Below are 25961 nucleotides of genomic sequence, written 5' to 3' on the forward strand. Positions count from 1 at the left end.
TCATGAACGGTTCCGGGGGCTTGCCAGTTAATTAGATTTCTTAAAAAATTGTCTTTATTTTTTTGAGATTTGTTGTATAATAATACCGTTGAATGAATTTAAATACACAGTAGATATAAGGAGCGTTTATAATGGCAAAGGAAAAAATCGTATTAGCCTATTCAGGCGGTTTAGATACATCCGTTTCGGTTAAATGGATCCAAGAAAAATATGGCTATGATGTAATCGCGTTAGGACTGGATGTCGGCGAAGGAAAAGACTTGGAAGCTATTAAAAACAAGGCACTGAATGTTGGGGCGATCAAAGCCATCATGGTAGATGCCAAAGAAATGCTAGCAAAGGATTATATTATCCCTGCCTTAAAGGCTAACTGCTTATATGAAGGCAAATATCCCCTTTCTTCTGCGCTATCAAGACCGTTAATTTCTAAATTATTGGTTGATGTAGCAGAGCAAGAAGGAGCAGCGGCGGTTGCTCATGGCTGTACTGGTAAGGGAAATGACCAGGTTCGCTTTGAAGTTTCCGTACAAGCATTAAATCCAAGTCTAAAGGTTGTCGCACCTGTTCGTGAGTGGGGGATGACCCGTGACGAAGAAATCGCTTATGCCGAGGAGCATGGAATTCCGATTCCAGTTGATTTAGACAATCCATTCTCGATTGACGCTAACATTTGGGGACGTGCCTGCGAAGCTGGAGTTCTCGAGGATCCTTGGGCAGAAGCACCTGAAGCGGCATACGATTGGACTAACCCAATTGAATTAGCTCCGGACCAGGCTGAATACATTGAAATCGGATTTGAACAAGGTGTTCCTGTATCACTTAACGGTGAAACTTTACCGCTTGTTCAATTGATTGAAACATTAAATTCCCTTGGCGGCAAACATGGTGTTGGCCGTATCGACCACATCGAAAATAGATTAGTAGGGATTAAATCCCGTGAAGTATACGAAAACCCAGGAGCACTTATTTTAATCAATGCTCACAAAGAATTGGAGTTCTTGACATTACCACGTGAAGTAACTCAATTCAAAACACAGGTAGACCAGCAAATGGCAAAAATCATTTACGAAGGTCTTTGGTACTCACCATTGAAAGCGGCGCTTGATGCGTTTATCGACGAAACTCAAAAGGTTGTTTCCGGAACTATCCGCGTGAAGCTTCATAAAGGTAACCATACGGTTGTCGGCCGTAAATCCGTTCACAGCCTTTACAATGAAGAGCTTGCTACTTATACAAAAGGCGATGCTTTTGATCATAATGCAGCAGTTGGTTTCATTAAACTTTGGGGTCTGCCAACAAAGGTATATTCTGAGGTTAATAAAAAAGAAGAATCTGTTGTGAAACAATAATCTTATTTGAAAAATAAATTTGGAGTGCCCTCGAAGCTGTTTCGGGGGCAATCTTCTTACATTTAGGAGGAGCAAGTGATGTCTAAGCTATGGGGCGGACGTTTTACAAAGGAAACCAACAAATTAGTGGAAGAGTTTACAGCTTCGATTTCCTTTGACCAAAAGCTGGCTAAGGAAGATATTGCAGGAAGCCTTGCTCATGTGCAAATGCTAGGTGAATGCGGCATTATCCCGATCGAAGATGCGGAAAAAATTAAAAACGGCCTTCTGCTGATTAAGGAAAAAGTAGACCGTGGCGAGGTCGAATTTTTAGTTGAAGATGAAGACATTCATATGAATATTGAAAGACAGCTAATCGAAGAGATTGGGCCTGTTGGCGGGAAACTACACACTGGCCGGAGCCGGAACGACCAAGTCGCGACTGATATGCATCTTTATTTAAGAACAAAGACAACTGAGCTGATCACGTTGGTTGAAGAGGTCCAGCAGGCGATTATCGGACAAGCGAAGGAGCATGTGGAAACGCTGATTCCGGGCTATACGCACCTGCAGCGTGCCCAGCCTGTCTCATTCGCCCACCATTTATTGGCTTATTTTTGGATGTTTGAACGCGACAAGGAGAGACTGCTTGATTCATTGAAACGGGTAAATTGGCTGCCGCTTGGTTCCGGGGCGCTGGCAGGAACAACATTTCCGATTAATCGTGAGATTGTTGCCGAGCAGCTGGGCTTTGAAACCATCTATCCAAATAGCATGGATGCCGTCAGCGACCGCGACTTTATCCTTGAATTTCTGTCGATTGGCTCTATTATCATGACACATATTTCTCGTCTTTCAGAGGAATTGGTTATTTGGTCAAGTCAGGAATTTCAGTTTGTCGAGCTCGATGATTCGTTCTGTACAGGGTCTAGCATCATGCCGCAGAAAAAGAATCCTGACGTACCGGAGCTTTTGCGCGGAAAAACAGGCCGCACGTATGGCAATTTGATGGGCTTGCTGACTGTTCTGAAGGGTCTTCCGCTCGCATATAACAAGGACCTCCAGGAAGACAAGGAAGGTATGTTTGATACGGTGACAACCCTAGAAGGCTCATTGAAGCTTTTGGCACCGATGATTGAAACAATGACCGTTCGCAAGGATGTCATGCGAAAAGCCATCAATAATGACTTCTCAAATGCTACTGACATTGCAGATTACCTTGTCCGCAAAGGATTGCCATTCCGTGAGGCTCATGAAGTGATTGGAAAAATTGTTCTTTATTCGATTCAATCCAGCAAATTTCTGTTGGATTTAACGCTGGACGAATATCAGCAGTTCAGTACGCTGTTTGAAGATGATATTTATGTTGTTTTGGCGCCGGAGCATGTAGTTGCGGTCAGAAACAGCTTTGGCGGAACCTCACCAGAGCAGGTAAGAGAGCAAATTAAACTTGCTGAGAGAAAACTTGAGCAGTAAGTGTTTAAATAGGTAATCATAGTACCTTTTTGGAAAAGAATTAGTAAGATAACTACAATTAAAGTCAGCACCCCTGCTGGCTTTTTTTATTGCCCAAATATATGGAAGTCATTTCATTTGTATAAAATGCTAGATTATAAGATAATTCAATATGGAATATAACTTCCAATAACCATCCAGGAGGCGAAAAATGAAACTTAGAGTATCTGTTGTTCAGTACCATCTTCACACGATCAACTCATTTGAAGAATTTGCCGCTCAATGTGAGCATTATATAAAAACCGCCGAGGAATTCGGGGCTGAATTTGTCCTTTTTCCTGAATTCTTTACTACGCAATTACTTTCCATTGGAAATGGTCAAGGACAAAGCCTGACCATCAATGACCTGCCAAGCTTCACCAACCAATACCGTGAACTCTTTATCAAATTTGCAAAAGAATCCAACATGCACATCATCGCAGGGACCCATGTCCTCGAAAAGGATGGCAAGCTTTACAATACTGCTCATTTATTTTACCCAGACGGCCGCGTCGGCGAGCAGGCCAAACTGCATATCACCCCAACAGAGGTTAAAGAATGGAATATGGCAGCAGGGGACTCGTTTCAAATTTTTGAAACTGAAAAGGGAAAAATTGCTCTGTTAACCTGCTATGATATTGAATTTCCAGAAATCGTTCGGATGGCGAAGGCGAAGGGTGCAGACGTGATTTTCTGTCCATCTTGCACGGACGACCGCCACGGCTTCCACCGCGTTCGTTACACAAGCCATGCCCGAGCGATTGAAAATCAGGTATATGTGGTGTTAACAGGAACGGTTGGAGCGCTGCCTACCGTTGATTTCATGCGGGCAAACTTTGGTCAGGCAGCCGTTATCACTCCAAACGATATCCCGTTCCCGCCAAAAGGGCTTTTAGTAGAAGGGGAAATCAACAACGACATGGTCGTAACAGCCGATCTTGACCTGGAACTTCTATACGAAGTTCGTGAGCGCGGTTCTGTAACCACTTGGCGCGACCGCCGCACCGATTTATATACAGATTGGAATTAAAATGAGGGAGGGCTATTCATGTATCGAAGTGAATTTTACGTCTATGATCAGGACCGGCCGCTGCCGGTTTGCATACGTAATTACACAATAGAGGACTTTGATCAGCTCATCGAAATCCAGTCCGAATGCTTCCCGCCTCCTTTTCCATCTGAACTTTGGTGGAATAAAGAACAACTAACCAACCATGTCACACTGTTTCCGGAAGGGGCATTGTGCGTTGAAATCAATGGGGAATTGGCGGGCTCTCTGACTGGAGTTTGTGTCGAGTTGGACCCTTCTAATCACAGCCATACATGGGAAGAAGTCACCGACCACGGCTATATCCGCAACCATAATCCGAACGGCAATACCCTCTACATTGTCGATATCAGTGTTCGTCCGAAGTACCGCAAGCTAGGGCTCGGAAAATTAATGATGCATGCCATGTACCATGTGGTCATTGAAAAAGGATATGACCGGCTGCTGGGCGGCGGGCGGATGCCAGGCTTACATAAGGTGTCTGACAAAATGACGCCGGAAGAGTATCTCGAAGCTGTCATTAAAGGCGAACTGAAGGATCCTGTCGTCACCTTTCTCCTCCGCTGCGGGCGTGTCCCAATCGGTGTCGCCAGAAACTATTTAGAGGATGAAGAATCCCTCAACAATGCGGCATTAATGGAATGGAAGAACCCATTTAAATAATTTTGAAGGGGAATCAGAACCAATGGAATTTAAACGCATTACCAATATTGAAGACCCAAATTTTAAAAAGCTTCACGAATTAATGGGACAGATTTTTCCACCAGAAGAGGTCCTTGAATATGAGTTGTGGAAAGAACCGTTAGAAGACCCAAGTATCCGCGTATTCGTTGCCATCCATGAGGAACAGGTCGTCGGCGCCACTGAATACCGCTATTATCCGGACTGGAACATTGCAATGACCGACTTCACCATCATCAGCAAACCAGGCATCTCGCTTGGCCGTTTTTTAGCTGAGAATCGTTTGAAAGACCTAAAACAGCTTGCTGCCCAAAACGGCAATGAGCTTTTCGGTATGTTTGCCGAAATCTATGACCCATACCGCGTGGAGCACCACGAATTTGGCGGCGTGAAGGTCATGGACCCGTACGTGCGCCGTGAGGTTCTGTCCCATTTGGGCTATAAGCGCCTTGACCTTTCCTACCTTCACCCGTCCTGGGAAAACAATGGGGAAGCAGTGTCTGGCCTAGATTTATGCTTCATGCCGATTAAGGAAGAAATCACTGAAATTCAGGCATTACTTGTCAAAGATTTTCTAACAACCTACTATTCGGTGCTTTCCAACAAACCGCAGCAATGGCTGGACATGGTTGAGAAATTAGCAACAAAAGAAACGGTTGCTCTTTTGCCACTTTAATATTGACAACTCTTGAAAATTCAGATATTATACTTTTTATATATCTTTGGAAATTTAATGAAAAATCAAATAAATATCTCTTATCCAGAGCGGCGGAGGGACTAGGCCCGATGAAGCCCGGCAACCTTCAAGGTTTTCCTTGAAAAGGTGCTAATTCCTGCAGGTTATTTATAGCCTGATAGATAAGAGGAGGAATAAAGCCCTCTTCTTATGAAGAGGGTTTTTATTTTTCAAATAATTAAAGGGGTGGCAGACATGTCTGTAATTAAAGTGGCAATTCTCGGGTTCGGTACTGTTGGGGAAGGGGTTTATCGGACCATTCAATCACATGGCAGTGAGCTAGCGGCAGAATTAGGGAAGGAAGTAGAGGTTGCTGCCGTCCTTGTTAGAAATAGGCAAAAACCGCGGGATATTAGCGGGAATGTTCTGTTGACAACCGACTTCCAAGAAATTCTGCAATTGCCGAAGCTTGATGTCGTGATTGAGTGTATCGTGGATAAAGACCCGACTTTTTCCTATTTGAAAAAAGCAATCCAACGGGGCTGCCACATCATTACAGCGAATAAAGAGATGTTTGCCCACCACGGGAATGAGCTTATCGATTTGGCAGAACAGCATCAGGTGTCGGTTGGTTTTGAGGCGACAGTGGCCGGAGGGATTCCGGTCATTCAAACGCTTGGACAGCTTTTAAAAATTAATCGTGTCCAGCGGATCCTGGGAATCCTAAATGGAACGTCCAATTTCATCTTGACCGAGATGCGGGAAAAGCAGCAGTCATTTGCCGAAAGCTTGCTGCGGGCACAGGAAAATGGCTATGCCGAGGCGGATCCGACCAATGACGTGGAAGGCTATGATGCTTTTTATAAAACAATGATTCTCAGCAGGCTGGCTTTTGGCGAGGAGCCAGACTGGCGTGATGTTGAACGGGTAGGGATTACAACAATTACAAGTGAATTGATTGAAGCAGCGCAAAACTTAGGTTTAAGGTTTAAACATATCGCGGGCATCTGGAAGTCTGGCACCCGCATCCAGGCATCGGTGAGACCGGTTCTAGTCGGCTCTGAACACCCTTTTTACCATGTTGAAGGGGTGGAGAACGCGGTGAATGTGAAATCTGATATTGTTGGGGAAATCACCCTTCAAGGACCTGGTGCAGGTATGTACCCAACTGCTAGTGCCATAATCGAGGATTTGGTCCATGTATGTCAAAGCCACGTGACTAGATCTAATTATTTGAAAACCTCAGGAGAGGACATAGAGTTGAAAAATGAACACCATAGGGAATACTGGCTGGTCCAAGGTCTGATCCAAAAATATGGCAGTCCCGCCATTACACTGGTGGATGAAATCTCTGAAGGAATCTTTGTCCTAAAGGGTACCAAAAAAGACATCGAGCAGCTTGCGCAAAGACAACCATCGGTTCAATATTTTTCGATCCTGGGTAAGGAAGAGTTAGTTAGGGGTATTGAGGAAGCAAAGGCATTATAGGGTTGGTTTGAGGGGCATCTTTTATGTGATGCTCCTTTTGTTATGAATGGACATTCGTTTATCCAGTGTTTTTTCCACATCTAAAGTCCTGTATTTATAGGTAGTCCACAATGTTATGCACATTATCCACAATTTTGAAAGCGGTTATCCACCGTTAATTATTAACAGAAAAGCTGATTGTAAAAATCAGATTTTATAAGGGGTTAATTGGTGTTGTCCACATTATTAACATTGTTCACAAAAGAGGAGGGGGAACGTGCTGTATTGCGTTCACAATCTCTTCATATATCTAACATTAATATGTTAAGAAACTGTGAAAGCCGTTGTTTTTTCAATAGCAGGAGAGTATATTAAAAGTGTAAAGAAGATAGTGAAGCAATTCACAAAGACTTCCTTACAAGACACAGCTAGCTGATCAATCCCTTTCATAAGGGAATAACTTAAAGTTAAATTTGTGAAACACTTCACAAAAAACTATGGAGATGATTATGATGAGATGGTACAAAACTCCTTACGCAGCAGTTGTTTGGACAGTATTACGTGTTTGGCTTGGATTACAATGGATAGAAGCAGGTTATCATAAGCTAACTGGTGGTTTCGATGCCACGGGGTTCCTAAAAGGGGCAATGGCAGCAGCAACTGGCGAACACCCTGCGGTTCAAGCATGGTATGCAGATTTCTTACAGCAATTCGCTATGCCTAACGTGGGAATTTTTAATACATTAATACCTTGGGGTGAAATGTTAGTCGGTCTTGGCTTAATCGTTGGTCTTGCAACAATCCCAGCCCTGATTGCCGGTGCATTTATGAACCTGAACTTTATGCTGGCGGGTACGACAAGCACTAACCCAATTCTTTATACGGCCGCGATGATTCTGTTATTCGCTGGTGCAGGAGCTTACTACTTCGGGCTTGACCGATATGCAGTTCCTTTTATCAAAGGCTATTTCAAAAAAGCTCATGTAAATGAGGTAAAAACGCAATAAGGCAGCACCAATTAATAATCGTTAACTCCCCCTTTAAATACATTAAAGAAGCAGGAATCCTGCTTCTTCTTTTTTTAGCTAAAAGTATAAATTCAACTACGCCTCATGAACCGTCCTCTTGGACTCCCCAATCGGCGAGTTTCCATTTATTATTTGCGATTTCTGACGCGCTGGTTTGCCGCATTTGCGCGCGCCATTGCTTCTAAGTCAGCTCCATCTGCCATTTCCTTTGAAAATTCTACATCCTGGCCATCTGATTTCATATTTTTCGGCACCTGTGGAAGTGAGGCTTTGTTTCTGTCACGAGTCTTATGTCCTTGTGAACGGCCCATTAAAAAAACCCCTTTCAATTATCACTAGTGGAGCTAAAGACTTGCTCCCTTTACTAGCATTTGCAAATGGAAAGGGGTCCATTAATGGAAAAATTATATAAAGTTTTTTGTTAATTACCTTTTACGTTTCATGTAGCCGCCGGCCCGGTCCGCCATTTTAAACTCATGGCCATATGCGACTTCCTGCATACTCGTTAGATTTGTTCTTTCCCGATCCTTATTGCGCTTCTTATTTTCTGACATCATGCTCATTCCTTTCAACTATTTGAATTAGGTAAAAATGGTACATAATGTACACTTCACCATTTTTGCCTTTTCCACCTGGAAAGATACGGTTTTAGGAAAATATATTTTTCAGAGCATGTTTTAAATCGGGATATTGGAAGGTGTAGCCGGATTCTAAGAGTTTTTTTGGCAGGACTCTCTGTCCATCGACAACCAGTGTGCTCATTTCACCTAATAAGGTTTTTAAGGCAAAGCTAGGCACAGGAAGCCAATGCGGACGATTGAGAACTTTACTTAGCACTTGGCCAAATTCATTCATAGTGACAGGATTTGGGGCTGTAAAGTTAACTGGTCCTTGAATCGTTTCATTTTCGATAATAAAGAGAATGGATTTGATAACATCTTCAATATGAATCCAAGACATCCACTGCTTTCCTGTGCCGATCGGTCCGCCAATAAACGCTGTATAAGGGAGTGCAATTTTTGGCAGGGCACCTTCAGCTTTATCAAGGACAATGCCAAATCTGCAAAAAACGGTGCGAATTCCGATATCGGCTGCTTTTGCGGCTTCTTTTTCCCATTCCATGACTGTACGTGACAGGAAGTCATCACTGCTGCCTTTGTCTTCTTCCGAAAAAGTTTTATCAAAAGAGGTTCCATAATAACCGACCGCGCTGGCGTTGATAAATGCTTGTGGTTTTGGGTTTAATTTTTTCATGATAGTTAGAATCTCATGAACCGCTTCAAGTCTGCTGTTCAGAATGGTTTTCTTTCTTTGCCCTGTCCAGCGCCCGCTGTTTATGGATTCACCGGCGAGGTTGATGATGATATCTGTTCCTGTTAGTGACGAGGCAGGGTTTGATTTTGGGTGCAGCCATTGAACATATTGAACGCTGGGGCCATCCTGATTTGAGTTTCGCGTTAAAACAATAACCTGGTGGCCGTTTTTGGTTAATTCATTTACAAGTGCTTTGCCAACAAAGCCTGTTCCGCCCGCAATCACAATTTTCATTTTTCCGCCTCCTTATTACCTTTATTTTATTATATTATTTGACCAATATGGTAAATTAGAGTGGGGGTGACCGTGTTGGCTATAATTACAAAAATCACCACACAGCAAAAAAATACAGACCGTTTTAATATTTTTATGGATTATGGCAAAGGCGAAGAGTTTGCTTTTAGTGTTGACAGTGATGTTTTGATCAAATTTAGCTTAAAAAAAGGGATGGAAGTGGACGAATTTTCTCTGTTGGAAATTCAATATCAAGACGACATCCGCAAAGCCTACAACCTAGCTGTACATTACCTGGCACGGCGAATAAGGTCGGAAAAAGAGATTAGAGATTATCTTGAGGAAAAAGAAATTGAAGAGCCGGTTGTAAATGAAGTTATTCATAAGCTGACAGCTCAGAAATACATAGATGATAAGGAATTTGCCTTTGCTTTTGTGCGGACGCAGGCAAATACCACTGATAAAGGCCCTGATGTAGTCAAGCAGGAACTGAAGCAAAAGGGGATTGGCCAGTTAATTTTGGTTGAGGCTCTAAAGGAATTTACGCGGGACCAACAAATCGAAAAGGCCGCTAAGCTTTGTGAGAAGTTTTTCAAAAAGGGATCTAAGGATTCGCTGCGGATTCAAAAACAAAAGCTTGAACAAATGCTGCTTCGTAAGGGGTATTCTTATGAAGTTATTCAGGTTGCACTTGAGGACGTGGATACGAGGAAAGCTGCGGGTGCTGCTGACGATGATGGCGGTGGTGAGCTTGAAGCGATCCGCTATCAAGGCGAAAAGGCCGTTCGGAAATATTCGCAATATAGCGGTTTTGAATTCGAGCAAAAAATGAAACAAGCACTTTATCGGAAAGGTTTTTCCATGGAGTTGATTGAAAGGTATTTGTCTGAGCTATAAAAGACCAAATATGGTGTCCTTTTTGGAGCAAAATGTCTAATAATATCCAATAGGAGGCTACTAAGGGGCAAAACGGATATGGGGTAGAGTGAGAAAGTCCAATAGGAGGCTTCAAAAGGACAAAACGGGTATGGCTGGGAGAGGAAATGTCCGATAGTGGTGTTCTAAAGGACAAAACGGTTGTGGCATTGAGTGAGAAAGTCCAATAGGAGGCTTCAAAAGGACAAAACGGGTTTGGCTTTGAGTGGAAATGTCCAATAGAGAGCTTCTAAAGGACAAAACGGAAGGGCTGTGTGAAGGAAATGTCCAATAGGAGGTCTCTAATGGATAATAGGCCCCAGGAGCGACTCGAAATGTCTTTCATTAAGCCAATGGAGACTAAACTGCCCACGGAGCTGACCGCAAATGTCCTTCATCAATCCCATGAAGGACAAACCGCTCCCGGGGTTGCCGCGAAATGTCCTTCATTAATCCCATGAAGGACAAACCGGTTCCGGATCTACTGCAAAATGTCCTTCATCAAGCCCATGAAGGACAAACCGGTTCCGGATCTGCCGCAAAATGTCCTTCATCAAGCCCATGAAGGACAAACCGCTCCCGGGGTTGCCGCAAAATGTCCTTCATCAAGCCCATGAAGGACAAACCGGTTCCGGATCTGCCGCAAAATGTCCTTCATCAAGCCCATGAAGGACAAACCGCTCCCGGGGTTGCCGCGAAATGTCCTTCATCAATCCCATGAAGGACAAACCGCTCCCGGGGTTGCCGCAAAATGTCCTTTCATCAAGCCCATGAAGGACAAACCGGTTCCGGGGTTGCCGCAAAATGTCCTTCATCAAGCCCATGAAGGACAAACCGGTTCCGGATCTGCCGCAAAATGTCCTTCATCAAGCCCATGAAGGACAAACCGGTTTCGGATCTGCTGCAAAATGTCCTTCATCAAGCCCATGAAGGACAAACCGGTTCCGGATCTGCTGCAAAATGTCCTTCATCAAGCCCATGAAGGACAAACCGGTTCCGGATCTGCCGCAAAATGTCCTTCATCAAGCCCATGAAGACCAAACCGCCCACGGACCTTACGCAAAATGTCCTTCATCAAGCCCATGAAGACCAAACCGCTCCAGGGACCGCCTCGAAATGTCCGTGATCCAACCCATTGGAGGACAAACAGCACCAGAAAAGCCTCCAAAACGTCCTTCATGAAGTCCCCGCCAGTATAAGGCCATAAGCCCCGCACGCCCGATCAGCCTTTATTGGTTTCAATAACAATCGTATCCTGCTCTATCTGCTCCATAATGATCTCCGCCACTTCCTGAGCAGATCTCAACCGCGATGGGTCTTTCACGTGGTTGCTGTCAGTCCAAAATGGTGTGTCCATGCCTCCCATATAGACAGCGTTAATCTTAATGCCCCGCCCTTTAAATTCCTTCTGAAGGCTTTCTGTAAAGCCGCGCACCGCAAATTTGCTAGCACAATAAACTGATTCGTTTACTTTTCCGCGCAGTCCGGCAGTGGAGATAATATTCATAATCCGCCCTTCGCCGCGTCCAAGCAAAATAGGCAAAACTGCTTTCGTCATAAGAATGGTTCCCAACACATTGGTATCTAACATTTCCACAATCTGAGCATCATCCATATCACCGAATGGCCCAAAATGGCCAACCCCGGCATTATTCACCAAACCGTACACATCATACCTGCCACACAATTCTTCCACCTTTGAAAAAACATCTTCACGATTCCTAATATCCAGGGCCATAACGTCTGCATTCCCGCCGCCGGCCACAAGATCACTTTTCACAGAAGACAATTTTTTAACAGTCCGGCCTGCCAGCACCACATGATACCCATTCTGGGAAAAAAGCAGCGCTAATTCTTTTCCTAATCCGGATCCAGCCCCGGTAATAATAATTGTTTTCATTTCGTCATATCCTTCCGTAGTTTTGCCTTTATTAATTTTACTAAAATCACTATACTAAAATAAAGAGGAACGGGGAGGAATTATCGATGCAGCAGGAGAAACGGTATAGTGAAATGACGGAGCAGGAATTAAGACAGGAAATATCCCAGCTTCAAGAGAAAGCCCGCAAAGCTGAACAAATGGGAATGGTCAGTGAATTCGCAGTGCTGGAAAGAAAGGTGCTTATGGCAAAGGCCTACATAATGGACCCTAGTACCTTTAAGCCAGGTGAAATTTACGAAATTGAGGGTGCACCTGGAGAGTATTTCAAAATTGATTATATGAACGGCGTTTTTGCCTGGGGCTATCGTACGAAGGGGGACGGAACCCAAGAGGCCTTGCCGATTTCATTATTAAAATGGCTAAAATAATATAAAAACAAACCAGAGAACCCGTGGTCTCTGGCTTGTTTTTAAAAAAGATTACTTCCAAACTTGCGGCGATTCATCATCACGCTCGCCAGATGCTCTCATTCGCTCTTGGGGATGCGTGTTAATGGTGCCGTCGGCTCTTTTAGAAGCATATTCGGCTTTTGCCCGCGGTTCTCCTTCGAGCTTATTGTTATTTTGGTTTGGAAAATTAACCTGTTTATTTCTCATGCTGTACCTCCGATTAAAGGGAATGAGAAAACGTGAAAAGCATAAGGGCAGCCTAATGCTGACCACGTACTATTATTATTGACTTAATTTGTTTGCTTATGTGATAAGAAATTGCCAATGGGGTGAATAGATGAACGACTATCATGAAAAACTGACCAAGCTATTATTAAACAAAAACGACTTTCTTTCCTATAACGAAGCCCGGACATGGGTGGAGCTTTTATGGGACGATTTTGAAACGACATTTGCCAGAGCGGGTCAAGAGTATATGGGCAGCGAAATGACGGAAAGAGTTGTCAAACAGTGGATTGAAAATTATGGCGACAAACTGCATGATTTCACGACAACTAATCCTAAATATGAAATATATTTAGCTCATGCTAAAAATATATTGCATTAAAAAAGCGGGTGATTACAATATCCCCCGCTTTTTCTATATTATCCTGGAATAATCCCCAATTTTTTACGCAGTTTCTTCTCGCTGAAAACCCAGCCGGTGTAGGAGGTGATGGGCGCTAAATCGCAGTCAAGCTGAACAACGGCAACGAACGGATAGTGGCCGTTACTGCGGTATCGCAGGTCTATGAAGCGCACCTCGTAATAGCTGTCATATTCATCAACCTCCCAGCGGTAAACCGGGGAAAAGGACAGAAACGCTGAAATGTTAGGATCCTTTTTGGCTGCTTCAATGACAGGCGTTTTTGGTACGGGAACCCGTCTAAAACGATCGAGAATTTCGACCTTTCCGTTAACAGACCTTGCTACAAAAAAGATATTTTCGTTCATGGCGGCAATCCGCCATTGATGGAACCTCATTGTCGGCGCGATGATGATTTCCGTCGCATCAGGGATTAAAGCCCTGACTTCTGTAAGAACACGCTTTTTAGCTTGGTACCTTCTGAGATAATAACCGAAGATAATGACATACATCGCTAAAAAAGTATAACCCGGAGGTGCTCCGAATACCCAGGCAATGATTCCTATAACATGCATGGTAAAAATAAACGGATCAAACGTATTAATGACACCAAGTGCAACCCATTTAGCCGAAAAAGGCCTTAGTGCCTGAGTGCCATAGGCGTTAAAAATATCAACAAAAACATGGATAAAAACCGCAGCAAACGTCCATGCCCAGAGGTGGAGCAGGTTTGCATTTTGGAAAAAGAAATAAATCACTCCAGTTATGAGAAGCGGCCATAACAGGACGGCAGGAACAGAGTGGGTAATTCCCCGGTGATTTCGAATATAAATGGCATTATTTCGCAATTTTAAAACCGTATCAATATCCGGTATTTGTGAACCGGCAATTGTTCCAATTAAAACACTGGCAGCAGTAGCATGGCTGGCGGAAACGGCCGGGTCAAGCGTGGCCAGCCCCCCGAGCGCAATGCCCATTACAACATGAGTTCCAGTATCCAAAGGTAAAAAATCCCCCTTCAAATTATCTTGTCAAAACGCCCAATTTGGCATATCGTTAAAAAGAATTGTTAATATTATATTCCCCTTTTTTAGAGTTGTTTACAAGCAAAAAGGAGTAAGTTTATGACGATTGAGCTAAAAAATATCGAAAAAATCAATATAAATGAATTTCAACATGATTTAATTTCTTGGTTTAAGGAAGAGCAGCGGGACTTGCCTTGGCGGAAGGACCGTGACCCCTATAAAGTTTGGGTTTCCGAAATCATGCTTCAGCAAACAAGAGTCGATACGGTTATCCCGTACTTTAACCGTTTTATCGATTGGTTTCCAACCATAGATGACTTGGCGGAAGCTGATGAGGATAAGGTCCTTAAGGCTTGGGAGGGACTCGGCTATTATTCGCGGGTCCGGAATTTGCAATCTGCCGTTCGAGAAGTAAAAGAAAAATATAATGGCGAAGTGCCCAACACCCCAGAAGAAATTTCTACGCTTAAAGGGGTTGGTCCATATACGGCAGGGGCTATCTTAAGTATTGCCTACGGCATTCCGGAACCTGCTGTAGATGGTAATGTGATGAGGGTGTTTTCGAGGATTCTAAATATCTGGGAGGATATCGCGAAACCATCTTCACGGAAAGTTTTTGAACATGCTGTCCGGGAATTGATTTCGCATGAGGATCCTTCGTCATTTAATCAAGCCTTAATGGAGCTTGGGGCATTAGTTTGTACTCCAACTTCTCCATCCTGTCTGCTTTGTCCAGTCCGTGAGCACTGCCAAGCGTTTGAGGAAGGGGTCCAAGCGGAACTGCCAATCAAAACGAAAAAGAATAAAACCCGTGGTGTGCAGCTTGCAGCAGTACTGCTTACTGATGTAGAAGGAAGAATTCTAATCCATAAACGACCATCGGATGGATTGCTTGCTAATTTGTGGGAATTCCCGAATGTCGAAATTCAGCACCCTCTTCACCATGAGCGTGAAAAGATTTCCGAGCTTTTCGAGCAAGAACTGCAAATCCATTTAAAGTTAGAAAAAATCATCGGGCAAATCGAGCATGTTTTTTCTCATCTTGTCTGGAATATCAAAATTTATCACGGAGAATTACACTCCAACATACCGGAAGGAAGCAATTGGAAACTTGTCACTTTAGATAAAATAAAGGACTACGCCTTCCCAGTCCCCTATCAAAAAATGTTTAAAATCTATCTCCAATATTCAAATAGGCCTGACCCCAATGCTGATGAAGCTTAACACAGTCATGCAGCTCTGGGGCTAGGCCCCTTTTTTTGAGTATAAATCTTTAATCGTATGTGGCTTTGGTGCCGCTTGTGTAATTTGCTTCAGTTCTGTCTAATCCGCCTCGGTTTTCAATTTCTTCAATAATCTGTCTGTGAATAGATTGCCCCTCACTATTCAAATAGGGAGTAATCTGCTGCATGGCGTGATGAAAAAAGGCAAGTTCGCTATCCTTCCAATCGTTTTTTGCCATCATCGAAAGTTCGGTCATATCTCGTCCTACATACATTTGACTACATCCTTTCAAAAGGGTTTCTTGTCTTAGTTTTGTATATTAATTGTCATCTATTCATGGAAAAGCTAAAATGAAACCAATTGAATAAAAGATAGGAGACAGAAATGATGACACAAAAAGTAGCATTAGTAACAGGCAGCAGCCGCGGAATTGGCAGAGCAGCCGCCGTCCGGTTAGCGGAGGCTGGATACGATATCGTTATCAATTATGCACGCAGCAAAAAGGGTGCCTTAGAAACTGCAGAGCAAGTTGAAGCATTAGGAAGGAAAGCGTTGATTGTCAAAGCCAATGTCGGTGATGTCAGTAAAATAAAAGATATGTTCAAGCAAATTGATGAGGAATTTGGCCGCTTAGATGTATTCGTTAACAATGCTGCATCCGGTGTCCAGCGTCCAGCGATGGAGCTGGAAGAATCACACTGGGATTGGACACTAAATATCAATAGTAAAGCTCTGTTATTTTGCGCACAGGAAGCCGCAAAGCTAATGGAAAGAAATGGCGGAGGTAAGATTGTCAGCGTCAGCTCGCTTGGTTCCATTCGCTATTTGGAAAATTACACTGCGGTTGGAGTATCAAAAGCGGCGCTTGAGGCACTCACAAGATATTTAGCAGTTGAATTAGCTCCGAAAAATATTATTGTCAATGCCGTTTCAGGTGGGGCTGTTGATACGGATGCCCTCAAATCTTTTCCAAATCGCGAAGAACTCCTAGAAGAAGCAAGACAAAAAACGCCTGCCGGAAAAATGGTCGAAGTTGACGATATGGTAAATTGCATCATGTTCCTGCTTTCAAACGACTCAAACATGATTCGCGGACAGACAATTATCGTTGATGGAGGCATTTCGCTTCTGGTTTAAATTATTTTTCAAAAATTTAAGGATAATCTCCACGAGGCTGGGTAAATTATTATTCGTGGAGGTGATAACAAATGGCTAACTTCAATCAACAACCAAACAAAACTTCTGCTGGAACTAACATCCAGGAAGTAAGACAACAAAACGCTCAGTCTGCTGGTGCAGGTGGTGCAGGTGCTGCTGGCCAATTCGGAACAGAATTTGCTTCTGAAACAAATGCGCAAGAAGTAAGACAGCAAAACCAACAATCAGAAGCTCGTAAAAACCAAGGTACATCTGGTCAATTTGGCCAAAGCTAATAAAATTACTTACCTGAAGGCACTCTCATTCGGCAGAGTGCCTTCTTTTTTTCGGCTAATAAGCAAGTATAAACTTTCTGTCGAAAGCTTTATACTTGCTTAACGCATAAGTGCAACTACGCCTCTGTCTTCGCCCTTTAGGGCTCGCTAATCAGCGAGTTTTCTTTATGCGGAAATTCGACAAAACCTCCCTTTACTTTACATAAGTAGTCAAAGGAATAAATATCTACTACAAAGAATTATTAGTAAGGACAATTATTAAGGCGGTGAGGGAAATGGATCATTTTAATCGATTAGTATCCGAACAAATGGCAACAATGGAAAAGTTGCTTTTTCTTCAGGCTGAACTTGAGCGTTGCCAGCAGATTGAAGCAGAATTGCAGGCTTTGCAAAATGAAACTGATTTAGAAAGTATCCAAGCCGATATTCAACAAATGAAAAAGGAATTAAAAGAAATTCAGGCGATGTTTGAAAAACAGACTGAAGAAGTGATCAATTCCTACCGGGAAATGAATTTAACACAAACCATTTAGAGGAAAAAATAATCTGCAAATTTTACAATGAGCCATAGAAATATGGTTCTTTTGTTTTAAATTCCTGCTTCAACCGTTATAATAATAGAAAACAGGAATTTACTTTGTTGCCTTTTGTCGTTTAATTTGAATAGCAGGTCAGGTTAGCAAAGGTTCGGAAATGAAGGTAGGGGAGAAAATGGGCGTACCCATCGAAGGTGAACCAGTACAAATACATAGCTATAAACACAATGGGCACATCCATCGCGTCTGGGAAGAAACAACGATTTTAAAAGGGTCGCAGAATTTAGTGATTGGCGCAAATGATCGGACACTTGTCACGGAGTCGGATGGAAGAACGTGGATTACACGGGAACCGGCCATTTGTTATTTTCATTCCCAATATTGGTTTAACGTCATTGGCATGATTCGGGAAGACGGGATTTATTATTATTGCAATATAAGCTCACCCTTCATCTTTGATGGAGAGGCGTTAAAATATATTGATTATGATCTTGATATTAAAGTATATCCTGACATGACTTTTAATCTTCTTGACGAGGATGAATATGAACGTCACCGCCGGGAAATGAACTATCCGGATGTCATTGACCAAATATTAAAAAGGAATGTAGACAAGCTAATTCAATGGATTAGGCAGCGAAGCGGCCCATTCGCACCAGATTTTATCGATATTTGGTATGAGCGTTATTTAACATACAGACGTTAATTGGTGTGTTATGAAACAAACGCCTGTTGATTTCATCAACAGGTTTTTATTTGTCTTCACTTAAGAGAGAAGGGGGAACTGGTTTGGAGAGCATCCGCAGATACCTTCAATTTGTCAAACCATACCGCTGGCAAATCATCGCTACAATTTTCATCGGTATTATTAAATTTTCCATTCCGCTCATCATTCCCATTTTAATTCAGTATGTGATCGATGATATCATTGGCAATCATGACTTATCCACCGATGAAAAATTTCATAAATTAATGGTGATCATGGGCGGAATGCTGCTCATTTTTGTGGTCTTAAGGCCGCCGATAGAGTATTATCGCCAGTATTATGCGCAATGGACATCAAACAAGGTTTTATATGACATCCGAAATAAAATGTATAAGCATATTCAAAAATTAAGCTTTAAATATTATGCCAATACCCGCGCGGGGGAAATCATTTCGCGGGTCATCAATGATGTTGAGCAGACAAAAACCTTTGTTGTGACCGGATTGATGAACCTTTGGCTTGATATCGCCACCATAGTTATTGCCATTATTCTCATGTTTTCTATGAATGTAAAGCTGACGATTGTATCTATTTTGTTGTTCCCGCTCTATGCTTTTTCGATTAGGTACTTTTTCGGGAACCTTCGCAATTTAACGAGAAGGCGTTCACAAGCGCTTGCTGAGGTGCAAAGTTATCTCCATGAACGGGTACAAGGCATGCCGGTGATTAAGAGTTTTGCGATTGAGGAATATGAACAAACCCAATTTGATAAGCAGAATAAGAATTTTTTAGAAAAAGCACTTCAACACACGAGTTGGAATGCGAAATCATTTTCAACTGTAAATACGATTACCGATATTGCTCCATTGATTGTGATTGGGTACTCTGCTTATCTCGTGATTCACCATCAACTTTCCTTAGGGACGATGGTTGCGTTTTTTGCCTATATTGATAAGCTGTATAATCCACTCAGAAGATTGGTGAACTCATCCACGACGATTACCCAGTCGTTCGCGTCAATGGACCGGGTTTTTGAATTTTTGGATGAAAAATATGATGTAGTAGATTCCCCTGATGCGGTGGAATGCGGGCGGGTAACTGGGAATATCAACTTTGAAAATGTTTCCTTTGCTTATAACGAAAACGAAGAGTCGGTATTAAAAAATATAAACCTTCAAGTGAAAAAAGGCGAAACAATTGCGCTTGTCGGTATGAGCGGCGGGGGGAAATCTACGCTGGTAAGTTTGATTCCACGCTTTTACGATGTCACCAAAGGCCGAATCACGCTTGATGGGGTAGATATCCGGCAATTTAAGATTCAATCGTTACGGGATAAAATTGGTGTCGTGTTTCAGGACAATATTTTATTCAGCGAGTCAGTTAAGGATAATATTTTACTAGGAAAGCCGGATTCGACTGAAGAAGAGGTGTATGCGGCTGCTAAAGCGGCCAATGCCCACGAGTTTATCCAGCGCCTGGCTGAAGGCTATGGTACGAAGGTGGGTGAAAGAGGCGTCAAGCTGTCCGGCGGGCAAAAGCAGCGCGTTGCTATCGCTCGTGTCTTTTTGAAAAATCCGCCGATTTTAATCTTAGATGAGGCTACCTCAGCACTCGATTTGGAAAGTGAACACTACATTCAAGAAGCGTTGGAGGAGTTGGCGAAGGACCGGACGACCTTTATCGTCGCCCACCGATTATCAACGATAACACATGCAGACAGAATTATTCTGATTGAGCATGGGCAGATTGTGGAATCAGGTAGGCACGATGAGTTAATGGCGAAGCAAGGGAATTATTATAAACTTTTTCAAGTCCAACAGCTGGATAGTAAGGAAGAGCAAGCCAATGTATAAGGTTTGGAAGATTCGCAAAATAATCAAGTTGAAAACCGCAATTAAAAGCGCTGAATTCGCAAATAAAGCCTGAACAAACGCAAATAAAAGTGCTGGATCCACAAAAAGACCGAAGCTCTTATGCTTCGGTTTTTCTATTGGTTGTTTTCTTCCTCAATAGATATTTCGTTATGGTGAAACGAATGAAAACTGGTAATTAACACATCGAGATGCTCCACCTGCTCGCTGTAATCAATAATCGAGGCGACAATTTGCATGGTATGGTAGAGATGCTGATTATCATCATCTGCTGCAAATTCTTTTTGATGGACTAAAAAGAGGTCAAAGAGTAACTTTTTGTCAATGCTGACCTTTTCCACGGGTGAAGCTGCTGAAATAGGTATTTTCTTAATGAACTGCAGTATAATTTGTTCATGCTGGTAAATGAGGCTGTCTAGCTGTTCCTGGATAGCTTCCTTAAATGGTTCTGGCAGCAGCAATAGTTCATTTTCAAAGCGATGGATCCTTTTTAAGGTATCAAGGCCCTTTCTGGCTACAATTATCATTTGCCGGTAAACAACGAGTTTTCTTGATTTTTCTAAAAGGTTCTTTTTAAAATAGCTTCGCTCTTCCTTATACATCGTATAAAATTGTTCAATGCTTTTGATGTTTTCCTTTAGCTTGCCAATATCCGTTTTCAGCAATTGATGGTCATAGTCATGGCGGATACTCAAGCGAATCCATCGAATGATTTCCTCAGTTGTGTCCCCAATTTTCAAATAAAGCTTATTTTCATACTTAGGTGGCATAAACACTAGGTTGACGATAAAGGCTGAAAATACCCCAATCATGATCGTGGAGAAGCGGATTGCGGCAAAGGTGATAAAATCGCTTCCCGGTGCCTCCATAATCGAAATGAGCGTGACGAGCGATAATCCAATGGTATTTTCCAATTTAAATTTAAGGTTAAGAGTGATGACAGTAATCGCTGCGAGTCCAATAACGATTGTATGATTTCCTAACAGAAGAACAAAGACGACAGCAAGGATAGCGCCGATCATATTCCCTTGAACCTGTTCAATAATCGTTAAATAAGAGCGGTAAATTGTCGGTTGGATGGCAAAGATGGCGGCAATGGCTGCAAAGACAGGAGATGGTGAATGCAGCAAATATGCCAAGTATAGAGACAAGACAATCGCAATTCCCGTTTTAAAAATGCGGGCACCTAACTTCATTTGTTAATAGATTCCTTTCAAAGATAAATAATTTATTATAGTTTGCTCGAGAGCTAAACAATTAAGTACTATACAGGGATTAAACTATTTAATCAAGAGAAATTATATGACATATTTTTTAAAAGTTGCATTAAAAAAGCATCCGCAAAATTTGCGAATGCTTTTTGCAAAAATTATTATTCTGTAGATACAGATGGATCAGCCTGCTCTTTGACAGGAGTAATTTGCACGAAGTGGTCCTCTGGGCTGGCCAACAAGCTTTGAAGCTGTTCCGCTTCTTCCGTTTGACCGTTCTGAGTTAACAGGGCTGTATATTTGCCTAAGAGCTCATTGATGTCCTGTTTGCCTTTTTCAGTTAAGTTGACAACAGATACTTTGGCGCCTTTGGCAACCCTTCTTTGTACAGCTTCCTTAGTTAATCCGAGTTCAGGCTGCTGACGGACATAAATGACTCCGCCGGTCATACCTGCGCAAATCCATGGACCTGGGTCCCCAAGAACAAGACCGCGTCCGTTTGTCATATATTCAAATGCAAAACCTTTGATATTGGCGTTTGAACCGATATTGCCGTTTTCTTTTTCAGGCAGTGGCTTTTTCAGTTGGCCGCCGATAATAAGATCTGCACCGGAGAGACGGATTCCGGCACGGGCATCAGCATTGCCCTGAGCAACAAGGAGACCCTTTTGTGCACCGTATCCGAAGCCTTTACCAACAGAACCGTTGACGTATTGGCCATTTTTGCCTTTTGATTTCAAAACATGAATGTTACCGCCAAAAGATGTCTTACCAACACCGTCCTGACCGCCGCCGTTAACGGTGATTTCAATCCCTTCACTGTTGTAAGCACCCAGTCCGTTACCAGGGATGGAGCCCTCTTTGTACTTAAGCTGAACAGGCGGAAGCTGCTTGTAAGAGCCATCCAATCTGCCGCGGACACGGTGGCAGGAAACTCGGCTTCCCAATACCCGCTGTTCAGATGTTACGCTGACGAATTCTCTTGAAGAGTGAAGTTGATCCACACTTGCATCAAGATACTCTGCGCCAGCTGCCACTTGCATTTGCGCTTCGGAAACAGACTTAGTAGCTTCAACTTTTGCAAACTGGCCGATTTCTAATGGCTTCAGCAGGTATGAAAGGTTCAACTGGTTTTGGCCTTTCACTTGCTCTAATAGTTCGGAACGACCGACTGCATCTTGCAGATTGCGGATTCCAAGGCTTGCCGCTAATGTTTTTAATTCTGTGCCGAATGCCGTAAATAGATTCACAATTCCTTTTACAGCTAGATCAAATTGACGCGGTACGAAGCGGCGAAGACCATGGTCTTTTGCTTGTGCTTCACTTTCAATCTGAGTGGCAATACCCACATGGCAAGTGTCTAAATGACAGCCACGGCAGGTCGTACAACCGATGGACAGCATTGCCAATGTACCAAAACCGACACGGTTTGCTCCAAGAAGCATGATTTTCATAACGTCCATTGCACTCTTCATGCCGCCGTCAGCCCATAATTCCACTTTGTGGCGCAAGCCGCTTTCAAGTAATGCATTATGAGCTGCTTTTACGCCGATTTCAACTGGAAGGCCGACGTGCTGCAGGGCATGGATTCTGGCTGCACCTGTACCGCCATCAAAACCGCTCAGGGTAATGATATCTGCGCCTGCTTTAGCGATACCGACTGCGATTGTTCCGATGTTTGGCACGACGGGAACCTTAACGGCAATCTTCGCCTGGTCGTTTGCCGTTTTTAACTCTTGAATCATTTGTGCCAAGTCTTCAATCGAATAAATATCATGGTTATTGGATGGTGAAATTAAGTCCGAACCAAGTGTAGCGTTACGTGCTGCAGCAACTTTGGCCGTCACCTTAGAACCAGGCAAGTGTCCGCCTTCACCAGGCTTTGCACCTTGACCGATTTTGATTTCTAGTAGATTAGAAGAGTTTAAAAGTTCGGCGTTAACCCCAAATCGTCCGGAAGCAATCTGCTGGCCGCGTGTTCTTGGATACTTGCCGAGCATATCCTTGATTTCGCCGCCTTCACCGTTTAAGCTCACCATGTTTAAGCGGTCAGCCCCTTCAGCGTAAGCTCTGAAGGCAATTTCGTTTTGCGAACCGAAGGACATGGATGAAATCAAAAACGGTAGATCATGATCACCAACCCGAAGATCAACTTCGCCAGGAGATACCTGATTTAGGCCTTGCTTTAATTGAACTAAGTGGCGGATCGTAACCGGATTTTCTGCTTCCTGCTCGGAGATTTTATCGCGATAAGCACTGTAATCACCAGTGGAGGCGACTTCGCCAATCGCTTTCCAAATCCGTGGGAAGAGGCTGAACGTTTTTCCGACTCTTTCCTTATCATTCTGATAATCCTCTGCTCGTTTTAAAGCATCCTGTTTCATTGCTTCATAATTATTTTCAATTTCATCAGAGCCGAAGAAGTTCACAATGTTTAACACATTGGCAATTGACTCGTGCAGACCGATACTGGAGAACAGGCGTCCATAGCCGCGCAGTTCATGGATACCAATCGTTGAAATGACTTTTTCTAAGCCCTTCGTTAGGGCACTGTAAAGGTTCGTTAATGGCTTTATAGATTCATTTTGAACCGTTAAGAACATGAAGTATGGGCTGATTAAATCTGCACCTAAGCCAAAAACAGTAATAATATCATGAAGAGAACGAATCGCTGCAGAGCGAAGCAATAATGAACAATCTCTTCTTAACTCTGCTTTTACTAGTGCCTGATCAATCGCAGATGTGACGAGATGCGGGTCAAGCCAATAAGAATTCTCTTGATGGGCCTTTGCATCATCAAGGACAAGCAATGACTTGCCAGCCTGAACAGCGTGAACAGCTTCGTTTGCAAGTCTTTCTAAGGCAGCATCAACCGTTTCATCTGTTTGGAAGGTAGTTGAAATATAAGCAATCAGCTTTTGCTCTTGGAAATGCTGAACAAGCTGATCAAAGGTCGGCTGTCCTAAGCTTTCAGCGCATGTAAAGCCTGCTTTTCCTTCTAGGAGCAGCGGTGTTGTCAATTCAATGACCGATTCCTCTTTTTCGGCAGCTGCAAATAATGTTGGGCGCTTGCCAATAATGACGCGGGTGGAGAAATGCTCTGTTTCCCGGTCGCGGTCAATCGCTGGATTTGTCACAACCGCTACACTTTCTTTAATATAATCGGCAATGTTGACACGCTCTGGATTTAAGGCTGCAAGCGGTGAGTCATGACCAAGTGAACGAATTGGCTCGACGCCTTTTTCGGCCATTTGCTCGATTAATTGAATATGTTCGCGTTCCCAGCCAAATGATTTGTATTGCCCGTTATGAATTTTATCTGGATAATTCATGGTTACGGTTTTGCCAAGTGCTGGAGGCTGCAGACGCAGTCTTGCTCCTTGGAGGTGAACCCGTTTTGAAAAACGATCATAAACGATATTTTGGTATTGAGTTTGTTCAAAAACCTCAAGCTGGTTTCCATTCCACTTAAAGCCAACCTTTTCACCAGGTGCTAATGGTTTCGGATCGTTTACGTATTCGCTTGAAGGAATGATTCCTGGTTCAGATGAGAATAGGTAGGAAGTTCCAGTTTCAAGCATCCACAGCGGGCGGAGTCCAAGGGCATCAACACTGAACACGGCCTCATCACCATATCTAGAAATAATGCCGGCAGGTCCTTGGGCGAAATGTCCCCAAGCTTCACGCATATAAGTATATAAATCTTGTAAATGTTCTGGATATGCTTTGATCTCATTAATAATCGGCGGGAATAATAAATCCATTACTTCAAATAAGGAGTAGCCATCACGACAGATTAATGTTTCCATCGTTCTGCTTAAATCCTGGGAATCACTTCCGTCTTTTACAAGTGGTACACCTATCATTCTTGCCTCATCACGAAGCTTGGAAATAGTGTTGATTTCACCATTGTGACCAAGCACGCTGAAAGGCTGCACCCGGAAAAAGCTGGAAAGTGTATTTGTAGAATAACGGTTATGGCCAAGTGTCATGGTGGAAGCCACAAGTGGGTTTGCAAGGTCTTGGTAATAGCGTGGCAGAATGTCTCCTGCGCCCATTACTTTGTAAACAACATGGTTTTGGCTGAAAGACGCGACGTGAACAAGTTCATTTTTTTCAAAATCAACCAATGTCTCGAACAGGACTTTGTTTAATTCCTGGCCGTTTTTGTTTGATAAGATGGCAAATTGCCAGAAGATTGGGTTTTCCTGAATGGCAATTGGACCTAAAGCAGATGGATTGGTGACCTCAGTTGTTTCAAAGATTAGTTCCAATTCATATTTTACTAGTTTGTCTGCTAATTCTTGTTTAACCTCAGCCCAATTTGCTTTCCTGCTGATAAATACATGACCGACTGCAAAGCCTTCTTTTTCTGTGAGTGCTGGGTCAAGGTCTGCCTGAAGCAGCTTTTCCTTCCAAAGGTCCCGTGGAATATCCGTATGGATTCCAACGCCATCTCCCTCACCGTTAATAAAGCCAGCACGGTGGTTCATGGTCACTAGAGCGTCTATACAAGCAAAAATGTTATTCCTCGTTGGGATTTGTGTTTTTTCAAGGCAAGCCACTATTCCACAAGCATCGTGTTCATGTTTATGAAAATCTTTAAATTGAGATGGCGTCCATCTTTGTGTCATTGGGTCGGGCTTCTTCAGAATTCCTAAAGGAAGCCACTTCACCTCCTAAAAATTGATAGCATTAAAAATTGCAAAAAAAGTTAAGAGAAAAAAGGAAAAATAATAAACATATCGTATCATATGAATTTTCAGAAATCAAATAAATATTCAATAGTTTGGATAGAAAAATTTGGCGAAAAA

General features: G+C 42.9%; 27 protein-coding genes and 1 riboswitch. Of the genes, 17 read left to right on the plus strand and 10 right to left on the minus strand.

All coding sequences use genetic code 11. The annotated features are described in order from the left end of the window. Nucleotides 1-131: 131 nt before the first annotated feature. From ACZ5AE_RS06285 to ACZ5AE_RS06315, 7 genes are all read left to right on the plus strand, one after another. The gene (locus ACZ5AE_RS06285) at nucleotides 132-1349 is read left to right on the plus strand and encodes an argininosuccinate synthase (protein WP_464570514.1); all 1218 of its coding nucleotides are present in this window, start codon (nucleotides 132-134) and stop codon (nucleotides 1347-1349) included. 78 nt (nucleotides 1350-1427) lie between these two features. Next, nucleotides 1428-2804: an argininosuccinate lyase gene (gene argH / locus ACZ5AE_RS06290; protein WP_464570516.1), complete on the plus strand. Its 1377-nt coding sequence runs from the start codon at nucleotides 1428-1430 to the stop codon at nucleotides 2802-2804. Between the two features lie 190 nt (nucleotides 2805-2994). Next, entirely contained in the window at nucleotides 2995-3852 is an 858-nt protein-coding gene (locus ACZ5AE_RS06295; protein ID WP_464570518.1) for a carbon-nitrogen hydrolase family protein, read from the plus strand. 18 nt (nucleotides 3853-3870) lie between these two features. Then, nucleotides 3871-4533, plus strand: coding sequence for a GNAT family N-acetyltransferase (locus tag ACZ5AE_RS06300; RefSeq protein WP_464570520.1), 663 nt, complete (start codon nucleotides 3871-3873; stop codon nucleotides 4531-4533). Between the two features lie 22 nt (nucleotides 4534-4555). Next, nucleotides 4556-5227: a GNAT family N-acetyltransferase gene (locus tag ACZ5AE_RS06305; protein WP_464570522.1), complete on the plus strand. Its 672-nt coding sequence runs from the start codon at nucleotides 4556-4558 to the stop codon at nucleotides 5225-5227. A gap of 77 nt (nucleotides 5228-5304) precedes the next feature. Beyond that, nucleotides 5305-5416, plus strand: a riboswitch (SAM riboswitch). 66 nt (nucleotides 5417-5482) lie between these two features. Beyond that, nucleotides 5483-6715, plus strand: a complete 1233-nt coding sequence (locus tag ACZ5AE_RS06310; RefSeq protein ID WP_464570524.1) for a homoserine dehydrogenase — start codon at nucleotides 5483-5485, stop codon at nucleotides 6713-6715. A gap of 491 nt (nucleotides 6716-7206) precedes the next feature. Next, nucleotides 7207-7701 (plus strand): DoxX family protein, encoded by a 495-nt coding sequence (locus tag ACZ5AE_RS06315; protein WP_213146778.1) that lies wholly within the window; start codon nucleotides 7207-7209, stop codon nucleotides 7699-7701. Nucleotides 7702-7850: 149 nt separating this feature from the next. Here ACZ5AE_RS06315 and ACZ5AE_RS06320 read toward each other — a convergent pair whose 3' ends face one another. The 3 genes from ACZ5AE_RS06320 to ACZ5AE_RS06330 form a co-directional block, all read right to left on the minus strand. Then, entirely contained in the window at nucleotides 7851-8033 is a 183-nt protein-coding gene (locus tag ACZ5AE_RS06320; protein ID WP_464570526.1) for a YfhD family protein, read from the minus strand. Between the two features lie 114 nt (nucleotides 8034-8147). Continuing rightward, the gene (locus tag ACZ5AE_RS06325; protein ID WP_464570528.1) at nucleotides 8148-8279 is read right to left on the minus strand and encodes a YfhE family protein; all 132 of its coding nucleotides are present in this window, start codon (nucleotides 8277-8279) and stop codon (nucleotides 8148-8150) included. A 91-nt stretch (nucleotides 8280-8370) separates the two neighbouring features. Next, nucleotides 8371-9270 (minus strand): TIGR01777 family oxidoreductase, encoded by a 900-nt coding sequence (locus tag ACZ5AE_RS06330; protein WP_464570530.1) that lies wholly within the window; start codon nucleotides 9268-9270, stop codon nucleotides 8371-8373. Nucleotides 9271-9345: 75 nt separating this feature from the next. Here ACZ5AE_RS06330 and recX point away from each other — a divergent pair, with 75 nt between their 5' ends. Continuing rightward, nucleotides 9346-10167: a recombination regulator RecX gene (gene recX, locus ACZ5AE_RS06335; RefSeq protein WP_464570532.1), complete on the plus strand. Its 822-nt coding sequence runs from the start codon at nucleotides 9346-9348 to the stop codon at nucleotides 10165-10167. A gap of 323 nt (nucleotides 10168-10490) precedes the next feature. After that, the gene (locus tag ACZ5AE_RS06340; protein WP_464570534.1) at nucleotides 10491-10646 is read left to right on the plus strand and encodes a hypothetical protein; all 156 of its coding nucleotides are present in this window, start codon (nucleotides 10491-10493) and stop codon (nucleotides 10644-10646) included. Nucleotides 10647-11155: 509 nt separating this feature from the next. On the opposite strand, the gene ACZ5AE_RS06345 is transcribed toward ACZ5AE_RS06340, so the two are convergent. Further along, a complete protein-coding gene (locus ACZ5AE_RS06345) occupies nucleotides 11156-11365 on the minus strand; it encodes a hypothetical protein (RefSeq protein WP_464570536.1) in 210 nt (69 codons plus the stop codon). Between the two features lie 42 nt (nucleotides 11366-11407). Beyond that, the gene (locus ACZ5AE_RS06350; RefSeq protein WP_464570538.1) at nucleotides 11408-12085 is read right to left on the minus strand and encodes an SDR family NAD(P)-dependent oxidoreductase; all 678 of its coding nucleotides are present in this window, start codon (nucleotides 12083-12085) and stop codon (nucleotides 11408-11410) included. Between the two features lie 86 nt (nucleotides 12086-12171). Between ACZ5AE_RS06350 and ACZ5AE_RS06355 the strand changes: the two genes are divergently transcribed. Next, nucleotides 12172-12495, plus strand: a complete 324-nt coding sequence (locus tag ACZ5AE_RS06355; RefSeq protein ID WP_464570540.1) for a YfhH family protein — start codon at nucleotides 12172-12174, stop codon at nucleotides 12493-12495. 51 nt (nucleotides 12496-12546) lie between these two features. On the opposite strand, the gene ACZ5AE_RS06360 is transcribed toward ACZ5AE_RS06355, so the two are convergent. Beyond that, the gene (locus tag ACZ5AE_RS06360) at nucleotides 12547-12723 is read right to left on the minus strand and encodes a small, acid-soluble spore protein K (RefSeq protein WP_464570542.1); all 177 of its coding nucleotides are present in this window, start codon (nucleotides 12721-12723) and stop codon (nucleotides 12547-12549) included. Nucleotides 12724-12853: 130 nt separating this feature from the next. Here ACZ5AE_RS06360 and ACZ5AE_RS06365 point away from each other — a divergent pair, with 130 nt between their 5' ends. Next, nucleotides 12854-13123 (plus strand): YfhJ family protein, encoded by a 270-nt coding sequence (locus ACZ5AE_RS06365; protein WP_464570544.1) that lies wholly within the window; start codon nucleotides 12854-12856, stop codon nucleotides 13121-13123. Nucleotides 13124-13161: 38 nt separating this feature from the next. Here ACZ5AE_RS06365 and ACZ5AE_RS06370 read toward each other — a convergent pair whose 3' ends face one another. Next, a complete protein-coding gene (locus tag ACZ5AE_RS06370) occupies nucleotides 13162-14142 on the minus strand; it encodes a metal-dependent hydrolase (RefSeq protein ID WP_464570546.1) in 981 nt (326 codons plus the stop codon). Nucleotides 14143-14265: 123 nt separating this feature from the next. On the opposite strand from ACZ5AE_RS06370, the gene mutY reads away from it, so the two are divergent. After that, the gene (gene mutY, locus ACZ5AE_RS06375) at nucleotides 14266-15390 is read left to right on the plus strand and encodes an A/G-specific adenine glycosylase (RefSeq protein ID WP_464570548.1); all 1125 of its coding nucleotides are present in this window, start codon (nucleotides 14266-14268) and stop codon (nucleotides 15388-15390) included. A gap of 49 nt (nucleotides 15391-15439) precedes the next feature. Here the strand turns inward: mutY and ACZ5AE_RS06380 are convergent, their stop codons facing one another. Beyond that, entirely contained in the window at nucleotides 15440-15664 is a 225-nt protein-coding gene (locus ACZ5AE_RS06380) for a hypothetical protein (RefSeq protein ID WP_464570550.1), read from the minus strand. Nucleotides 15665-15774: 110 nt separating this feature from the next. Here ACZ5AE_RS06380 and fabL point away from each other — a divergent pair, with 110 nt between their 5' ends. The 5 genes from fabL to ACZ5AE_RS06405 all read left to right on the plus strand — a co-directional run bounded on the left by fabL (nucleotide 15775) and on the right by ACZ5AE_RS06405 (nucleotide 19918). Then, nucleotides 15775-16527, plus strand: coding sequence for an enoyl-[acyl-carrier-protein] reductase FabL (fabL, locus tag ACZ5AE_RS06385; RefSeq protein WP_464570552.1), 753 nt, complete (start codon nucleotides 15775-15777; stop codon nucleotides 16525-16527). Between the two features lie 71 nt (nucleotides 16528-16598). Next, the gene (locus ACZ5AE_RS06390) at nucleotides 16599-16823 is read left to right on the plus strand and encodes a gamma-type small acid-soluble spore protein (RefSeq protein ID WP_464570554.1); all 225 of its coding nucleotides are present in this window, start codon (nucleotides 16599-16601) and stop codon (nucleotides 16821-16823) included. A gap of 275 nt (nucleotides 16824-17098) precedes the next feature. Beyond that, nucleotides 17099-17356, plus strand: a complete 258-nt coding sequence (locus ACZ5AE_RS06395) for a YgaB family protein (RefSeq protein ID WP_213118025.1) — start codon at nucleotides 17099-17101, stop codon at nucleotides 17354-17356. Nucleotides 17357-17534: 178 nt separating this feature from the next. After that, nucleotides 17535-18065 carry a nucleoside tri-diphosphate phosphatase gene (ntdP, locus tag ACZ5AE_RS06400; protein WP_213118024.1) on the plus strand — a complete coding sequence of 177 codons (531 nt, stop codon included), beginning with the start codon at nucleotides 17535-17537 and terminating at the stop codon, nucleotides 18063-18065. Between the two features lie 83 nt (nucleotides 18066-18148). Continuing rightward, nucleotides 18149-19918, plus strand: coding sequence for an ABC transporter ATP-binding protein (locus ACZ5AE_RS06405; protein WP_464570556.1), 1770 nt, complete (start codon nucleotides 18149-18151; stop codon nucleotides 19916-19918). 134 nt (nucleotides 19919-20052) lie between these two features. Here ACZ5AE_RS06405 and ACZ5AE_RS06410 read toward each other — a convergent pair whose 3' ends face one another. Continuing rightward, complete coding sequence (locus ACZ5AE_RS06410; protein ID WP_464570558.1) at nucleotides 20053-21132, minus strand: FUSC family protein; 1080 nt, start codon at nucleotides 21130-21132, stop codon at nucleotides 20053-20055. 176 nt (nucleotides 21133-21308) lie between these two features. Then, complete coding sequence (locus ACZ5AE_RS06415) at nucleotides 21309-25781, minus strand: glutamate synthase-related protein (RefSeq protein WP_464570560.1); 4473 nt, start codon at nucleotides 25779-25781, stop codon at nucleotides 21309-21311. Nucleotides 25782-25961: the final 180 nt, after the last annotated feature.

Source organism: Neobacillus sp. S1227 (genome assembly GCF_055385255.1).

Bases quoted from the DNA above. Each gene is read 5' to 3' on its own strand.
- ACZ5AE_RS06285 (WP_464570514.1), top strand. From the start codon at position 132: ATGGCAAAGGAAAAAATCGTATTAGCCTATTCAGGCGGTTTAGATACA.
- argH (WP_464570516.1), top strand. From the start codon at position 1,428: ATGTCTAAGCTATGGGGCGGACGTTTTACAAAGGAAACCAACAAATTA.
- ACZ5AE_RS06295 (WP_464570518.1), top strand. From the start codon at position 2,995: ATGAAACTTAGAGTATCTGTTGTTCAGTACCATCTTCACACGATCAAC.
- ACZ5AE_RS06300 (WP_464570520.1), top strand. From the start codon at position 3,871: ATGTATCGAAGTGAATTTTACGTCTATGATCAGGACCGGCCGCTGCCG.
- ACZ5AE_RS06305 (WP_464570522.1), top strand. From the start codon at position 4,556: ATGGAATTTAAACGCATTACCAATATTGAAGACCCAAATTTTAAAAAG.
- ACZ5AE_RS06310 (WP_464570524.1), top strand. From the start codon at position 5,483: ATGTCTGTAATTAAAGTGGCAATTCTCGGGTTCGGTACTGTTGGGGAA.
- ACZ5AE_RS06315 (WP_213146778.1), top strand. From the start codon at position 7,207: ATGAGATGGTACAAAACTCCTTACGCAGCAGTTGTTTGGACAGTATTA.
- ACZ5AE_RS06320 (WP_464570526.1), bottom strand. From the start codon at position 8,033: ATGGGCCGTTCACAAGGACATAAGACTCGTGACAGAAACAAAGCCTCA.
- ACZ5AE_RS06325 (WP_464570528.1), bottom strand. From the start codon at position 8,279: ATGATGTCAGAAAATAAGAAGCGCAATAAGGATCGGGAAAGAACAAAT.
- ACZ5AE_RS06330 (WP_464570530.1), bottom strand. From the start codon at position 9,270: ATGAAAATTGTGATTGCGGGCGGAACAGGCTTTGTTGGCAAAGCACTT.
- ACZ5AE_RS06340 (WP_464570534.1), top strand. From the start codon at position 10,491: ATGGATAATAGGCCCCAGGAGCGACTCGAAATGTCTTTCATTAAGCCA.
- ACZ5AE_RS06345 (WP_464570536.1), bottom strand. From the start codon at position 11,365: ATGAAGGACGTTTTGGAGGCTTTTCTGGTGCTGTTTGTCCTCCAATGG.
- ACZ5AE_RS06350 (WP_464570538.1), bottom strand. From the start codon at position 12,085: ATGAAAACAATTATTATTACCGGGGCTGGATCCGGATTAGGAAAAGAA.
- ACZ5AE_RS06355 (WP_464570540.1), top strand. From the start codon at position 12,172: ATGCAGCAGGAGAAACGGTATAGTGAAATGACGGAGCAGGAATTAAGA.
- ACZ5AE_RS06360 (WP_464570542.1), bottom strand. From the start codon at position 12,723: ATGAGAAATAAACAGGTTAATTTTCCAAACCAAAATAACAATAAGCTC.
- ACZ5AE_RS06365 (WP_464570544.1), top strand. From the start codon at position 12,854: ATGAACGACTATCATGAAAAACTGACCAAGCTATTATTAAACAAAAAC.
- mutY (WP_464570548.1), top strand. From the start codon at position 14,266: ATGACGATTGAGCTAAAAAATATCGAAAAAATCAATATAAATGAATTT.
- ACZ5AE_RS06380 (WP_464570550.1), bottom strand. From the start codon at position 15,664: ATGTATGTAGGACGAGATATGACCGAACTTTCGATGATGGCAAAAAAC.
- fabL (WP_464570552.1), top strand. From the start codon at position 15,775: ATGATGACACAAAAAGTAGCATTAGTAACAGGCAGCAGCCGCGGAATT.
- ACZ5AE_RS06390 (WP_464570554.1), top strand. From the start codon at position 16,599: ATGGCTAACTTCAATCAACAACCAAACAAAACTTCTGCTGGAACTAAC.
- ACZ5AE_RS06395 (WP_213118025.1), top strand. From the start codon at position 17,099: ATGGATCATTTTAATCGATTAGTATCCGAACAAATGGCAACAATGGAA.
- ntdP (WP_213118024.1), top strand. From the start codon at position 17,535: ATGGGCGTACCCATCGAAGGTGAACCAGTACAAATACATAGCTATAAA.
- ACZ5AE_RS06410 (WP_464570558.1), bottom strand. From the start codon at position 21,132: ATGAAGTTAGGTGCCCGCATTTTTAAAACGGGAATTGCGATTGTCTTG.
- ACZ5AE_RS06415 (WP_464570560.1), bottom strand. From the start codon at position 25,781: ATGACACAAAGATGGACGCCATCTCAATTTAAAGATTTTCATAAACAT.